14 protein-coding genes, 1 tRNA gene and 1 pseudogene are annotated in these 14,350 nt (G+C 67.2%); 6 read left to right on the top strand and 10 right to left on the bottom strand.

The window, feature by feature from the left end; translation table 11 throughout:
- Window positions 1-2: 2 nt before the first annotated feature.
- Window positions 3-410, top strand: coding sequence for a DUF2628 domain-containing protein (locus tag A5740_RS24715; RefSeq protein ID WP_076198495.1), 408 nt, complete (start codon window positions 3-5; stop codon window positions 408-410).
- Here A5740_RS24715 and A5740_RS24710 read toward each other — a convergent pair.
- The 5 genes from A5740_RS24710 to A5740_RS24690 are packed head-to-tail and all read right to left on the bottom strand — an operon-like array spanning window position 407 to window position 3,728.
- Window positions 407-1,237 carry an SCO1664 family protein gene (locus tag A5740_RS24710; RefSeq protein WP_076198494.1) on the bottom strand — a complete coding sequence of 277 codons (831 nt, stop codon included), beginning with the start codon at window positions 1,235-1,237 and terminating at the stop codon, window positions 407-409. The genes A5740_RS24715 and A5740_RS24710 overlap by 4 nt on opposite strands.
- On the bottom strand, window positions 1,221-1,808 hold the full coding sequence (locus A5740_RS24705; RefSeq protein WP_076198493.1) for a DUF3090 domain-containing protein: 588 nt from the start codon (window positions 1,806-1,808) through the stop codon (window positions 1,221-1,223). The genes A5740_RS24710 and A5740_RS24705 overlap by 17 nt, the downstream gene beginning before the upstream one ends.
- A gap of 35 nt (window positions 1,809-1,843) precedes the next feature.
- Window positions 1,844-2,515 carry a histidine phosphatase family protein gene (locus tag A5740_RS24700; protein ID WP_076198492.1) on the bottom strand — a complete coding sequence of 224 codons (672 nt, stop codon included), beginning with the start codon at window positions 2,513-2,515 and terminating at the stop codon, window positions 1,844-1,846.
- 15 nt (window positions 2,516-2,530) lie between these two features.
- Window positions 2,531-3,361, bottom strand: a complete 831-nt coding sequence (locus tag A5740_RS24695; RefSeq protein ID WP_076198491.1) for an undecaprenyl-diphosphate phosphatase — start codon at window positions 3,359-3,361, stop codon at window positions 2,531-2,533.
- 55 nt (window positions 3,362-3,416) lie between these two features.
- Window positions 3,417-3,728: a hypothetical protein gene (locus A5740_RS24690; RefSeq protein WP_076198490.1), complete on the bottom strand. Its 312-nt coding sequence runs from the start codon at window positions 3,726-3,728 to the stop codon at window positions 3,417-3,419.
- A gap of 123 nt (window positions 3,729-3,851) precedes the next feature.
- Between A5740_RS24690 and A5740_RS24685 the strand changes: the two genes are divergently transcribed.
- From A5740_RS24685 to A5740_RS24675, 3 genes are read left to right on the top strand one after another with little or no spacing between them, the layout of a single operon-like run.
- Window positions 3,852-4,880, top strand: a complete 1,029-nt coding sequence (locus A5740_RS24685; RefSeq protein WP_217696712.1) for a YncE family protein — start codon at window positions 3,852-3,854, stop codon at window positions 4,878-4,880.
- The gene (locus A5740_RS24680; RefSeq protein ID WP_067770565.1) at window positions 4,877-5,146 is read left to right on the top strand and encodes a DUF5703 family protein; all 270 of its coding nucleotides are present in this window, start codon (window positions 4,877-4,879) and stop codon (window positions 5,144-5,146) included. The genes A5740_RS24685 and A5740_RS24680 overlap by 4 nt, the downstream gene beginning before the upstream one ends.
- An 8-nt stretch (window positions 5,147-5,154) precedes the next feature.
- Window positions 5,155-6,219 carry a quinone-dependent dihydroorotate dehydrogenase gene (locus tag A5740_RS24675; RefSeq protein ID WP_076198819.1) on the top strand — a complete coding sequence of 355 codons (1,065 nt, stop codon included), beginning with the start codon at window positions 5,155-5,157 and terminating at the stop codon, window positions 6,217-6,219.
- Between the two features lie 55 nt (window positions 6,220-6,274).
- Here A5740_RS24675 and A5740_RS24670 read toward each other — a convergent pair whose 3' ends face one another.
- The gene (locus tag A5740_RS24670) at window positions 6,275-6,799 is read right to left on the bottom strand and encodes a YbhB/YbcL family Raf kinase inhibitor-like protein (protein ID WP_076198489.1); all 525 of its coding nucleotides are present in this window, start codon (window positions 6,797-6,799) and stop codon (window positions 6,275-6,277) included.
- A 42-nt stretch (window positions 6,800-6,841) separates the two neighbouring features.
- Window positions 6,842-8,176: a M20/M25/M40 family metallo-hydrolase gene (locus A5740_RS24665; RefSeq protein ID WP_076198488.1), complete on the bottom strand. Its 1,335-nt coding sequence runs from the start codon at window positions 8,174-8,176 to the stop codon at window positions 6,842-6,844.
- Window positions 8,177-8,263: 87 nt separating this feature from the next.
- On the opposite strand from A5740_RS24665, the gene A5740_RS24660 reads away from it, so the two are divergent.
- Window positions 8,264-8,349 (top strand) — tRNA-Leu (locus tag A5740_RS24660).
- A gap of 117 nt (window positions 8,350-8,466) precedes the next feature.
- Here the strand turns inward: A5740_RS24660 and A5740_RS24655 are convergent.
- From A5740_RS24655 to A5740_RS28605, 3 genes and pseudogenes are all read right to left on the bottom strand, one after another.
- Window positions 8,467-12,498: a bifunctional nitrate reductase/sulfite reductase flavoprotein subunit alpha gene (locus A5740_RS24655; protein WP_076198487.1), complete on the bottom strand. Its 4,032-nt coding sequence runs from the start codon at window positions 12,496-12,498 to the stop codon at window positions 8,467-8,469.
- 113 nt (window positions 12,499-12,611) lie between these two features.
- The gene (locus tag A5740_RS24650; protein ID WP_076198484.1) at window positions 12,612-12,998 is read right to left on the bottom strand and encodes a universal stress protein; all 387 of its coding nucleotides are present in this window, start codon (window positions 12,996-12,998) and stop codon (window positions 12,612-12,614) included.
- A gap of 58 nt (window positions 12,999-13,056) precedes the next feature.
- Window positions 13,057-14,175, bottom strand: a pseudogene (locus tag A5740_RS28605) (tripartite tricarboxylate transporter permease); the annotation flags it as partial.
- A 30-nt stretch (window positions 14,176-14,205) separates the two neighbouring features.
- On the opposite strand from A5740_RS28605, the gene A5740_RS28600 reads away from it, so the two are divergent.
- On the top strand, window positions 14,206-14,350 hold a 145-nt coding region (locus A5740_RS28600; RefSeq protein ID WP_371454811.1), incomplete at its 3' end, for a hypothetical protein.

The following is a 14,350-nucleotide window of genomic DNA, read 5'->3' as shown; positions in this document are numbered from 1 at the left end:
CCATGACCGAGCAGACGCCTGTCGACAACCTGTCCGACTCGTGGCGCTGGAAGTTCGATTTCTTCAGCACCTACGGGCTGCCCAGTGCGAGCCCGGAGGCCAAGGCCGCCTACCGCAACCTCAGCTTCATGGCCAAGCTGCGGCTCACCTCCAACATCCTGGCGTTCCTGTTCGGGCCGCTCTACTTCTTCGTCAAAGGCATGTGGCGCAAGGGTTTGACGCTGCTGGGGGTGACGGTGGCGGTCGCGGTGGTGTTCACGGCCATCGGGGTCGGTGACAGCCTCGCCCGTGCCATCGGCCTGGGAATCGCCACGATGGCGATGTCGACCGCCAACTACGCCTACTACCTGCACGTGGTGCGCGGCAGCCAATCGTGGAATCCGTTCGAGGGGTTCAGGCGCGTCCGTTAGAACGCCGGCCACGGGATCGGCCGGTGCCGATCCGGCGACGGCATCACCGGATCATCCAGCAAGCCAACGATTCTCGAGCGCAGCGCGGCGATCTCGGCTGCGGTGACATGAGGACGCAGCTGTTCGGCCAGCTCAGCGAAGCCGTCGCGCAGCGCCGCGACATCGGCCAGCGTTTCGTCATCGACCGGTTTGCCGGCCCATCCCCACAGCACCGTTCGCAGCTTGTCCTCGACATGCAGGCTCACGCCGTGGTCGACGCCGTAGACCGCGCCGTCGACCCCGGTCAGGACGTGCCCGCCCTTGCGGTCGGCGTTGTTGATCAACACGTCGAACACCGCCAGCCGGAACAGCCGGGGATCGTCGGCGTGCACCAGGGTCACCTCGTCGCCGGCGTAGTCGTAGGCCTGCAGGATCGGCAAGAAACCCGGCGGAAGGTGGCCGGCCGGGAGCAGGTCCACCAGATCGGGTCCGGCAGCCGGCTCGTCGCCCACCTCGTCGCCGGGCTGATCCACCCACCGCTGCACCATCCCGGACCCAGCCGGGCCGTCACGAACAATGGTGCGCGGCACCAGGTTCCAACCCAAAGCGGCCGACACCAGACAGGCACCAACCTCGCGGCCGGCCAATGTGCCGTCGGGAAAATCCCACAGCGGCGCCTCGCCGCGAATCGGCTTGTACACGCAGTGCACCTGCCGGTCACGAAAGTTGGCCTCGCACAGGAAGGTGGCATTGCTGGCCGAGCGGATCCGGCCGAGCACTGTCAGTTCGCCCTCGGCCAGCACCTCGTCATCGGGTTGGGCGGGCCCGCGCTCAGCTGTCGGCGTCATCGTCGGACCCGGTGATCTCACCACGCCGATAGCCGTTGGTACGCACACAGATGTGGCCGTCCGGGTCCAGAGGTTCGTCACACAGCGGGCAGGGCGGACGTCCCGCCGAGATCACCCGGTTGGACCGGGTGGCGAATTCGCGGGCCGATTCCGGGCTGAGGAACACCCGCACCGCGTCCGGCCCGTCCTCGGCATCGTCGAGCACCACCGACGCGTCGAACTCACCTTCGGACACCGCGAGGAGCTCCACCACGACCGTCTGGGCCTCCGAGTCCCAGCCCAGCCCCATGGTGCCCACCCGGAACTCGGCATCGACCGGAGTGACCAGGGGCAACAGGTCGCTCACCTCACCGGTGTCCGGCGGGATCGGCGTGCCGAACCGGCGGTTGATCTCGGTCAGCAGGGCGGCGATTCGCTCGGCGAGGACGGCGACCTGCTGCTTCTCCAGGACCACCGAGATCACCCGCTTGTCGTGGACCGCCTGCAGATAAAAAGTCCGGTTGCCGGGTTGGCCGACAGTCCCGGCCACGAAACGGTCGGGAGTACGGAATACGTGAATTGCGCGGGCCATGGCACCTTCCAAAATACCGGTAGGGCAACGCCGGGTCAGTTGGTGGACCCACCGACCACGGCGTCGGTGACGGGTTTGGCGGCCAGGCCGGCGCTCAACTGCGCACCCGTGTGGTTGATGTGCATCACGAAGGGCCGCAGATCGGTGTAGCGGATCACGCTCATCGACGCCGGGTCGGCGGTGATGCGCTGAAACCCGTCCAAATGCACCCCGAGGGCGTCGGCCAGCACCGCCTTGATCACGTCGCCGTGTGTGCAGGCCACCCACAGCACGTCGGCGCCGTGCTGCTCGGCCAGCGCACGGTCACGTTCCCGCACTGCAGCGACCGCGCGGGCCTGCACCTGGGCCAGCCCCTCTCCGTCGGGGAACACCGCGGCACTGGGCTGCTGCTGCACGACCGCCCACAACGGTTCCTTGACCAACTCGCCGATCGCGCGCCCGGTCCAGCTGCCGTAATCGACCTCGGTGAGCCGCTCATCGACCGCCGGCTCCAGCCCCAGCGCCTCGGCCAGCGGGGCCACCGTGCGCTCACAGCGCAACAACGGAGAACGCACGATCGCGGCCACCGGCAGCTCCCCGATGCGGGCGGCCAGTCCGACGGCCTGCTCGGCGCCCCGTTCATCGAGGTCGACACCGTCGCTGCGGCCGGCCAGCGTGTGCGCGGTGTTCGACGTCGAACGACCGTGGCGCAGCAAGATCACCGTCATTTCAGCTCCTCTCGATCATTGCGCCGCCACCACCCCGGTACCCAGCAGCGCCAGCACCACCACGCCGAGCACGACGCGGTACCCGACAAACCAGTACATGCTGTGGGACACCAGGAATTTCAGGAACCAGGCGATCGCGGCGAAACCGACGACGAACGCGATCACCGTGGACACCAACAACTGAGCACCGGTGGCGCTCATTCCCTCGCCGACCGGATGAAACGCATCAGGCAGGGAGAACAGACCCGAGGCGAAGACCGCCGGGATCGCCAACAGGAATCCGAACCGGGCGGCGAGTTCGCGTTCCATGCCCAGGAAGAGCCCGGCGCTGATGGTCGCACCAGAGCGCGATACGCCCGGCACCAGCGCCAGACACTGGGACAGGCCGACCACGATGCTGTCGCGCCAGCTCAACTGCTCGACCCGGCGCGTCTGCCTGCCGTAATACTCGGCCGCGGCGATCACCGCGGAGAACACGATCAATGCCGAGGCCACGAGCCACAGATTGCGTGCGCCGCTACGGATTTCGTCCTTGAACAACAGACCGAACACCCCGATCGGGATGGTGCCGATGATAACCCACCAGCCGAGCCAGTAATCGGCCGAGCGGTGCGCCGCGACGAACAATCCGTTGAACCACGCCTTGATGATGCGGCCGATGTCCTTGGCGAAATAAACCAGGACCGCGAGTTCGGTGCCCAGCTGGGTGACCGCTGTAAAGGAGGCGCCGGCGTCGTCGGCGAAGAAGACACGAGAGGTGATCGCGAGGTGCCCTGATGAGGAGACCGGCAGAAACTCGGTGAGCCCCTGGACAATCGACAACACCACCACTTGCAGCCAGGACATGGCTCCGACGTCAGTCACGCCGACGACCGTACCGTGACGACCGCAGCGGACGCGTTCAGCGAGTAGCGCGTGAGACCGGCTGTGCGCCGGCCACCGCATCGCGCACCGTTGCCGACAAGCTGCGTTCGTCAGACAGGTCGATATCGGTCAGTTTGCGGGACGCCACGGCCACCACGTCGTCCTCCACGGGAACCGGACCCGACAGCCGGGGGCGGTAGATCTCGACCATCAGCTGCTGACGCTCGATATGGAAGGAAAAACTCCGGCCATCGCCAACCTGGCCAAACCCGCTGGCGTGTACACCAGTGGAAATGTCCTCCATAGCAAACTCTCGGCTTTCCAGTTCCCGGTCTGCGGCGAGGGTCATGGTCGAACCATACCTCGACTTATGGCGCGATGGTTGAAGACGCGACCATTTCTGGCCAACCGCCATGCCTAAACTGGATTCCTGCCCGTCACCGACCATTCACATCCGATCGAGAGCCCACCGTTGCGCCCAATCTTTGCAGGTCAGCCCGTCCGCACCGGACTGGTCGCGTTGGCCCTGTTGCTCACCGCGGGGTGCACGTCCAATCCCGCCGATGCCCCACCACCCACCATCGAACCGGCCCAGGCCGCGGAATCGCCGCCGGTGACCGTCACCCCGGATGGTGAGATCACACCGCTGGCCGGGCGGGCCGAGAGCGCGGTGTTCGATCCGGCAACAGCCACCCTGGCCGTGCTCTCCCCCGGACCCGACGGGCAGTCGACGCTGAGCCTGCTGACCGGCAACCGGCCCACCCGGAACGTGACGCTGACACCGGCGGCCACCGCGATGAGCGTCGACGGCCACGGGGACATCCTGGCCGCCACCCGCGGCGGCTATTTCCGCATCGACACCGGCACCGCGAAGGCCGACAAAATCCTGGTGGAGGGCAGCCAGGACGTCGAGTTCACCGCGATCGCGTTGCGCGCCGACGGCAAACCGGTGCTGGGCAGCGCGGACGGCGCCGTGTACACGCTGGCCGACGATCACACCGTGAGCACCCGGCTCAAGATCTTCGCCCGTGTGGATTCGCTTGTCACCCAAGGCAACACCGCAGTGGTGCTGGACCGCGGACAGACCTCGGTGACAGCCGTCGATCCCAGCGGCACCAAGGCCGCGCAGGCGCTGCGGGCTGGCGAGGGCGCCACCACGATCGCCGCCGATACGCGCGGCCGGGTCCTCGTCGCCGACACCCGCGGCGACGAACTGCTGGTGTTCGGCACCGACCCGTTGATCATGCGGCAGCGCTACCCGGTCCCCGCCGCCCCGTACGGCCTGGCCGGGTCGGCCGAGTTGGCCTGGGTGTCGCAGACCGCGGCCAACACCGTGATTGGTTACGATCTCTCCACCGGCATACCCGTGGAAAAGGTGCGTCATCGAACCGTGCAGCAACCGAACTCCCTGGCCTACGACGACAAGACCGGCACCCTGTACGTGGTGTCCGGCTCGGGAGCCGGTGTCCAGGTGATCCGCGACGCAGCAGGGCGCCGATGACCACCATCCAACAAGGCCGCATGCCCCCCGGATGGGACAAGGTCGTCGCCGAGGACCTCTCCGAGGAATACGACTGGATCCCGCTGCGGCTACCTCCGGACGTCACCAGGATCAGCGCCTCGATCCGCTTGTCCATCGAAGCCGAGTACCGCGGTTGGGAACTGACCCGCGTGCGGGCCTACACAGACGGGAGCCGCCGGGTGCTGTTGCGGCGCAAGAAAACCGCGTCATCGATGGCCGGCACACCCCAGGCGCCGTCCCTGTGATCTACGCGATGCTGCGGCGGGCACTGTTCCTGGTGCCGCCGGAACGGATTCATCTGTGGGTGTTCGCCCTACTGCGGACGGTCACCGGCCCTGTCGTCCTGCGGCGCGCCCTGGCGCGACGTCTGGCGCCGGCCGATCCGGCACTGGCCAGCACGGTGTTCGGGGTGCGATTCCCCGGCCCGATGGGGCTGGCCGCCGGATTCGACAAGGACGGCCGCGGCCTGCAGACCTGGGGCGCGCTCGGCTTCGGTTTCGCCGAGGTCGGCACCGTCACCGCGCAGCCACAACCGGGTAACCCCGAACCCCGGCTGTTCCGGCTACCCGACGACCATGCACTGCTCAACCGGATGGGGTTCAACAATGAGGGCGCCGCGACCTTGGCGATGCGACTGGCCGACCACACCCCCAACGTCCCGATCGGGGTGAACATCGGCAAGACCAAGGTCGCCCCGGCCGAGGACGCGGTCGCCGACTATGCCGAGAGCACCCGGCTGGTGAGCGGGCCGGCCGCCTATGTCGTCGTCAACGTCAGCTCCCCGAACACGCCGGGGCTGCGGGATCTGCAGGCGGTGGAATCGCTGCGGCCGATCCTGGCCGCGGTGCGTGCCGAGACGACCAAACCGGTCCTGGTCAAGATCGCCCCCGACCTCTCGGACGCCGACATCGACGAAATCGCGGATCTGGCGGTCGAATTGGGCCTGGCCGGAATCGTCGCCACCAACACCACGATCTCGCGGGACGGGCTGGCCACCCCCGGCGTCGCCGAGTTGGGTACCGGTGGGATCTCAGGGCGTCCGGTGGCCCACCGGTCCCTGCAGGTGCTGCGCCGGTTGTACCGGCGGGTGGGTGACAAGCTCGTGTTGGTCAGCGTGGGTGGTATCGAGACCGCCGACGATGCCTGGGAGCGCATCGTCTCCGGGGCCAGCCTGTTACAGGGTTATACGGGGTTCGTCTACGGCGGCGGCCTGTGGGCCAAACACATTCACGACGGCATCGCCGAGCGGTTGCATGCCGGCGGATTCGCCTCGCTGAGGGATGCGGTGGGCTCCGCCAACCCCCGCGAGCAGATGTGAACCCGTACCAAAACACCGGTTTTGGTACGGGTTCACGTCTGCTCCGTGGACGAAACTACTTCTGTTCGTAGGTGCCGTGGATGACGGCCCGGGCGATGGCCTGGCCGAACAGGTTGAAGCCGAGGTAGGCCGGGGTGGCGCCGTCGGGCAACTCAAGCGACTCGACCGGTAGTGCGTGCACGGCGATGTAGTAGCGGTGCGGGCCGTGACCGGCCGGCGGGGCCGCACCGATGTAGCGCTTCTGGCTCGCATCGTTGGCCAGCGTGATCGCGCCACCGGGCAGCTCGCCGCCATCACCGGCGCCGGCGGGCAGTTCGGTCACCGAGGCCGGCAGGTCGGCCACGGCCCAGTGCCAGAAGCCCGAGGCAGTCGGTGCATCCGGGTCGTAGACCGTGACCGCGAAACTCTTGGTCTCGGCCGGGAAGCCGGACCAGCTCAGCTGCGGCGAGGTGTCCGACCCGCCGGCCCCCATGATCCCGCTGACCTGGTCATTGGCCAGCGGCTGCCCGTCGCTGACCGATTCGGAGGTCAGGGTGAACGTCGGCAGCTTCGGCAGGCTGTCGTACGGAGATGTGCTCATGGTTCCCTCTCGTAGTCCGTTTGTATAACCAGCTCGTGCAAGTCAGCAGTTCCGCAAAAAGTGTTCCAGAACGCCCGCCCCGAATTGCAGGGCATCCACCGGTACCCGTTCGTCGACCCCGTGGAACAACGCGGCGAAGTCCAGGTCCGGCGGCAGCCGCAGCGGTGCGAACCCAAAGCAACGAATGCCCAACCGCTGGAACGACTTCGCGTCCGTCCCACCCGAGAGCATGTAGGGCACCGTGCGGGCCTCGGGGTCCAGCGCCAGGATCGCGGCGTTCATCGCATCCACGAGGTCACCGTCGAACGTGGTCTCGTACGACGGCAGGTCGCGCTCCCAGCTGCGGGTGACATCGGGACCGATCAGCGCGTCGACCTCACGCTCGAACGCCTCCTTGCGGCCCGGCAGTACCCGGCAGTCGATCACCGCTTCGGCTGACGCCGGGATCACGTTGGCCTTGTAGCCGGCCTTGAGCATGGTCGGATTGGCGGTGTCACGCAGCGTGGCCGACACGATCCGGGCCACGCCGCCGAGTTTGGCGATGGTGCCGTCCAGGTCCGGCGAGTTCACGTCGAAGTCGTAACCGGTCTCCTCGGCGACCGCCGTGAGGAACTGCTCCACGGCCGGATTGAGCACCAGCGGGAACTGATGCCGACCCAACCGGTCCACCGCACCGGCGATCGCCGTCACGGCGTTGTCGTCGTGCAGCATCGAACCGTGCCCGGCCCGTCCCCGTGCGGTCAGCCGCATCCAGGACAGACCCTTCTCGGCGGTCTCGATCAGGTAGAGCCGACGCTCGCCGCCGTCCTTGCGGGGCACGGTCAAGGAGAACCCGCCCACCTCACCGATCGCCTCGGTCACGCCCTCGAACAGATCCGGCCGGTTGTCCACCAGCCAGTTGGCGCCGTAGGTGCCGCCGTGCTCCTCATCGGAGACGAACGCGAACAACAGGTCGCGCGGCGGCACGATGCCCGAGCGCTTGAAATGCCTGGCCACCGCGATGGCCATCCCGACCATGTCCTTCATGTCGACCGCGCCGCGGCCCCAGACATAACCGTCCTTGACCGCGCCGGAGAACGGATGCACGCTCCAGTCGGCCGGCTCGGCCGGGACCACGTCGAGGTGGCCATGGATCATCAGCGCGCCGCGCGAGCGGTCCGCGCCAGGAAGGCGAGCGAACACGTTGCCGCGACCGGGCGCCCCGGCCTCGACGTATTCGGTCGCGTAACCGACCTCCTGCAGCTGGGCAGCCACCCAGTGGGCACACTCGGCCTCCCCCTTGGTGGTGGCCGGATCACCGGTGTTGGAGGTGTCGAATCGGATGAGCGCGCTGACGAGATCGACCACCTCGTCGGCGCTGGAGGCGGGGACAGTCACAGTCCCATTCGTACCACTGGGACACCGGTTTGGGTCTGGGGCACACAATCCGATAGCCTTAGGCGCCCAACCCCGCGAGGTTGGCAAGTCCGAGTGGCGGAATGGCAGACGCGCTAGCTTGAGGTGCTAGTGCCCTATTAACGGGCGTGGGGGTTCAAGTCCCCCCTCGGACACAATTCATCAATTTGGGATATGGAAATCCCAACTCCTGAGGATCGACGCCACACTGTCGTGGCCGCGTGGCCGGCTCCACGGAGTAGTCGGCAGGCGATCACCCCGGTGCGACGAACTCAATACACGTCGCGCACGTACCGCTTGTCGGCGATCAGTTCCCGCTTGTAGTCACGCGCGGCATCCTCGGACATCCCGCCGTGGGTACGCAGGATCGTGCTCAGCGCAGCGTCGACGTCCTTGGCCATCCGGGCGGCGTCGCCGCAGACGTAGAAATGTGCGCCGTCGGCCAACCACCGCCACACCTGTGCCCCGGCCTCGAGCATCTTGTGCTGGACGTACACCCGGTCGGCCTGATCGCGGGAGAACGCCAGATCCAACCGGCTCAGGAACCCGTCGCGGGCCATGGACTCCAGTTCGTCGCGATAGTAGAAGTTCTCGCGGCGGTGCTGATCACCGAAAAACAGCCAGTTGCGGCCGGTGTGCCCCAACGCCCGCCGCTCCTGCAGGAATCCCCGGAACGGGGCGACGCCGGTACCGGGGCCGACCATGATCATCGGAGTGCCCGCATCCTCGGGAGGACGGAAATGCGGCGAGCGTTGCAGGAAAACCGGTGCGGCGGCGGCCCGGTCGGCCATGAACGTGGAACACACCCCGCTCCGGGATATCCCGGCAGCCCCGCGGTAGCGCACCACTGACACCGTCAGCTGTATCTCACGCGGACTGACCAGTGGACTCGACGAGATCGAGTAGTTGCGCGGGGTGAGCCGGACCAGAACCTCCTGCCACTGTTGCGGTTCGGCACGGACCGCGAACTCGGTGACCACGTCCAGGCCGTTGCGGTTGCGCAGCCACTTGCGTTGCCGTTCACCGCTACCGCGCAGTCGTCTGGCGGCGGCCCGGTCGGTGCAGGAATCGGCGACGAACCGCAGCAGGTCGGGGGTGATACGGCAGATGTCGTAGGAGCAGATGAGCGCATCCCGCAGCGATTGCTCGACGCTGTCGACCTCGATCACCGAGTCGGGATTCAGCGCCGTGGCCGCCAACCAGGTGTCCACCACCGCCGGGTCGTTGCTGGCGTACACACCGAGTGAGTCGCCGACCGCATAGCTGACGTCGTAATCGGAGACGTCGAAGCCCAAGTGGCGCACCTCCTTGGCCGCGGTCGGCGTCGTCAGCAGTTCGTTGCGCGCCAGCGAGGCCAGAATCGGCTTGGCCCTGGTGAATTCGTCCGGTTCGGTGGGGATCACCGTACGCAGGCCGCCACCGACGACCGTGGGGGCGGGCGCCGCACCGGTGAGCGCTGTGGTGACCGCGTCGGCCCACCGTCGCATCGGTTCGTCGTCGTAGGCCTCGCAGTCGGCACGGTCGAGCAACTTGGTGGCACCCAGATCGGCCAGCCGCTGATCCAGGGACTTGGCGTGTCCGCAGAAGTTGCCATAGGACTTGTCCCCGACGCCGAGCACCGCGTAGCGAAGACCGTGCAACTGCGGGGCATCCGGTGCCTGCAGCCGACTCCAGAAGTCGGCCCCGTTGTCCGGTGGGCCGCCGTCGCCGAATGTACTGGTGACCACCAGGATGTCGCGCGCGGTGGCCAGGTCGGCCAGCTCTAGTTCGTCCATGTTGACCAACACCGACCCGTCGATACGGCCCGCCAGAGCGGCCGCGAACTCCTCGGCGGTACCGGTTTGCGAGGCCCACAGGACCAGCGGCCCCTCGGGTGCCGACCGCTCACCTGGCCGGCCGTCGCCGGTCCGCGAATAGCGTCCCGCCAGTAGCCCGTCCACCCACAGCCGCACCCTGGCGCTGATCGGCGCTGCCTCCGGGAGCGTCGGAACGCCGGCAGGATCGCCCGTCAGGCCGGTGAAAAAGCCGGCCAGATAGATCTTTTCGTCTTGGCTCAGGGTTGGCTTGTGCGCCGCGTGCAAACCCATCTCGGCCGCCAGTGGATGCAGTGCGGGCGTACCGTCGATCGAGCGGACCGGACGCAGGCTGACCGCACACACCTTGAACTCCGGCTGCAACGAGTCCGGATCCACCGCGTCGTTGGTCACCGCGTTGACCGTCAGGTACTCACCGTGTTCGTCGTTCCAGTGAAACGGCGCAAAGCAGTTGCCCGGCCGCACCCGGTCGCTCAGCACGGCAGGCAACACGGCGCGACCGCGCCGGGACGTCAACTCGACCGGCTGGCCCTCGACGATGTCGAGGTCCAGCGCGTCCAGCGGATGAATTTCGACGAACGGCGCCGGGTTGAGCTTGTTGAGCTTGTCCACCTTGCCGGTCTTGGTCATCGTGTGCCATTGATGTTGCAGCCGACCGGTGTTCAGCACCATCGGGTAATCGTCATCGGGCAGTTCGGCGGCATCCATGTGTGGCCGGGCGTGAAACACGGCCCGCCGCGACGGCGTCGGGAAGGCCAGCCGAGGGCGGTGACCGTCGGCGTCGACGAACAGTTCCTGGCTCACGCCGTCGTTGAGGTAGCGGATCGGGTGCCGGTCCTCCGCTCCCCCGGGCCCGTCGACCGGAGCAACCGGCCACTGCAGCGGGGTCTGACGCAACCTCTCGTAGCCCGCCCCCCGCAGGTCGTATCCGGTCTTCGGGTTCGCGAACCCGCGGATCTCGGCGAAGATCTCTTCGGCCGACTGGTAGTCGAAATGCTCGGCGAAGCCCAGCTGTGCGGCCACCTGGCAGATCAGCTGCCAGTCCGGCCGGGCCTGGCCCAGCGGGGCGACCGACGGGGACAGCAGGGTCAGGTTACGCTCCGAATTGACCATGACGCCTTCGGATTCCGCCCACAACGCGGCGGGCAGCAGGATGTCGGCGTAGTGATTGGTCGCCGTGGACCGATAGGCGTCCTGCACGATGACCAGCTCCGCGGCCTCCAAACCATTGATCACGGTCTTCCGGTTGGCCACACTGGCAACAGGATTGGTGCAGATGATCCAGCACGCCTTGATGTGCCCCCGTTCCATCTGTTCGAACATGCCGACGGTTCCCGGGCCCACCTCGGCGCGGATGGTGCCGGGTTCGAGGCCCCAGCGGGTCTCGACGAACGCCCGGTCGCCGGCGGCGAGCACCGACCGCTGCCCCGGCAGACCCGGCCCCATATAACCCATTTCGCGTCCGCCCATGGCGTTGGGCTGACCGGTCAACGACATGGGGCCACTGCCAGGGCGACAGATGGCGCCGGTGGCCAGATGCAGGTTGCAGATCGCGTTGGTGTTCCAGGTGCCGTGCGTGCTCTGGTTGAGCCCCATGGTCCAGCAGCTCATCCACTCGCCGGCATCGGCGATCATCGTGGCGGCAGTACGGATGTCGGCTTCGGGAATGCCGGTGATCTCGGCGACGCGGTCCGGTGGGTAGTCGACCAGGAATTCGGGCATTCCGTCCCAGCCGGTGGTGTGGTCGGCGATGAACTGCTCGTCGATGTCTCCGTTGTGCACCAGCAGGTGCAGCAGTCCATTGAGCAGGGCCAGATCGGTCCCCGGTTTGATCTGCAGGAACAGATCGGCGCGGTCGGCCGTCGCGGTGCGACGCGGATCCACGACGATGAGCTTGGCACCGGCCTTGAGCCGATCGGCCATCCGCAGGAACAGGATCGGATGACAGTCGGCCATGTTCGCACCGGTGACGAAGAACAGGTCCGCGTGGTCGAAGTCGGTGTAGGAACCGGGGGGTCCGTCGGCGCCGAGCGACTGCTTGAATCCGGTGCCCGCACTGGCCATGCACAACCGCGAATTGGATTCGATGTGCACGGTGCGCAAGAACCCCTTGGCCAGTTTGGTGGCCAGATACTGTGCCTCCAGCGTCATCTGGCCCGACACATACAGTGCCACCGAGTCCGGACCGTGCTCGTCGATGATGGCCCGCAGCCGGCGCCCCGCCTCGGCCACGGCGTCGTCGACCGGCGTCGGGGTCAGTTCGTCGGCACGGGCGGGCCGCAGCAACGCCGACGTGAGCCGGTCATCGGCGGCGGCCATCATCTCGGCGTGCATCGCCCCCTTGGTGCACAGCCGGCCGAAATTGGTGGGGTGCAGCTTGTCGCCGCTGACCCGGGCGATCACCGTGCGGCCGTCGTCGACCCGGGTGGTGACCTCGATGCCGCAACCGACACCGCAGTACGAGCATGCAGTCCGGTGGGTCGCTTCCATGCCCACAGCGTGGGGCGAAGGTGTTGTCGGATCTTTCCATCGAGGTTATCGCCGCGAAAACTGATCCTCACCGCTGGCATCCCCTCGCGGTGAGGACGATTTTCCCAGGTCAGCTAGCCTGGCTTGACCGCCAGCACGGGCTTCGGGCACTCCAACAACAGTTGCTGTGACACGCTGCCGAGCAGCAGCTTGCCCACCGGGCTGCGGTGGCGGATCCCGATCACCAACAGCTCGGCGTCCTCGGCATCCATCGCATCGAGCAGTTCGGTGGCGGCGTCGACCCCTACCGGTTGCCGGAGCTCGAACGGCACGCCGCTCTCCCGCAGCCGCTCCTCGACGTCATGGATTTGACCGGACCTGGCGAACCGGCTGTCGACGTACGCCTCACCCGACGTCGAATTGATCACCAACACGCTGGTGCCGCGCAACCTGGCCTCGGCGATGCCGTGCTCGACGGCGGCCACGCCGAAGACATCCGCCGTGTAGCCGATGACGATCATCGATACTCCTCACGCAAGCGTGCGTTTGAATTCTCCTCGCGCAAGCGCTCGTCGGTGGTCACGCTTGGGCCGCCTTCTCCTGCTGATCCGCATCGTCCTCGACGATCAACAACGTCTCCTCACTGCGGTGCATCAGCCTGAGCACCAACGGCATCAACAGCAGGATCGCCATGAGCACATAGGTGATGACCGCCACCGGTTCGGTGAACAGGCTGGTCCAGTCACCACCGCCGAGTTGCAGGCTCTGGCGCAGTTGCCGTTCGATACGCGGCCCCAGGATCACCCCGATGATCAACGGCAGCACCGGTAATCCGAACCGCCGCATCATCAGCCCCAGGAGGCCGAACACCAACAGCAGGGCCAGATCCAGGGGCTGCACGTTGACCGCGAGCGCGCCGAGCGTGGCGAAGAACAGGATGCCCGCATACAGGTACGGCCGCGGAGTGCGCAGCAGCTTGGCCCACAGCGGCGCCAATGGCAGGTTCAGCACCAGCAGTAGGAAATTACCGATGAACAAGCTGGCGATCAACGTCCAGATCAGCAGCGGTTCCTTCTCGAAAAGCGTTGGCCCGGGCTGAATCCCGTAAGTCACGAACGCGGTCAGCATCACCGCCGCGGTGGCGTTGGTGGGCAGCCCCAGCGACAGCATCGGCACCAGGGTGCCCGCCGCCGACGCGTTGTTGGCCGCCTCCGGGCCGGCCACCCCTTCGATGGCACCCTTGCCGAATTCCTCGGGGTGCTTCGAGAGCCGCTTCTCGGTGATGTAGGACAAGAACGTCGGCAGCTCGGCACCCCCGGCCGGCAGCGCACCGAACGGGAATCCGTAGGCGGTGCCCCGCAGCCACGGCTTCCACGACCGCGAGAAATCCTGACGGCTCATCCACGGCCGACCCACCGGGATCACGTCTGCCGGCCGCCGACGCAGGTGTGCCGCCACCCACAGCGCCTCGCCGAGGGCGAAGATCGCCACCGCGATCACCACGATGTCGATGCCGTCGGACAACTGCGGCAGGCCGAACGTGGCCCGGGGCTGGCCGGTCAGGAAGTCGATCCCGACCACGCCGATCGCCAGACCGAGAAACAGCGAGATGGCACCGCGCAGCTTGGACGAACCCAGCACCGCGGTCACGGCGACCAGGGCGAACAGCATGATGGCCAGGTAGGACGGCGCGCCCAGGCCCTGGCCACCGCGGCGATCGGCTCGTTCGTGGCCGGGGCGATCGGGACCGCGCTGCTGGCCGCGTTCGCCCCACCGATCTCGCGGTTCGCGGTCACCCTGGGCGCGCCGTCCTACCTGGCCATCATGCTGTTCGCCCTGGTCGCCGTGACCGCGGTGCTGGGTTCGTCCAAGC

Origin of the sequence: Mycobacterium sp. GA-1841 (assembly GCF_001954135.1) — a bacterium.
GTDB lineage: Bacteria > Actinomycetota > Actinomycetes > Mycobacteriales > Mycobacteriaceae > Mycobacterium.
The sequence above is the reverse complement of the archived record's forward strand: the minus strand, read 5'-3'. Positions and strand labels throughout refer to the sequence as shown.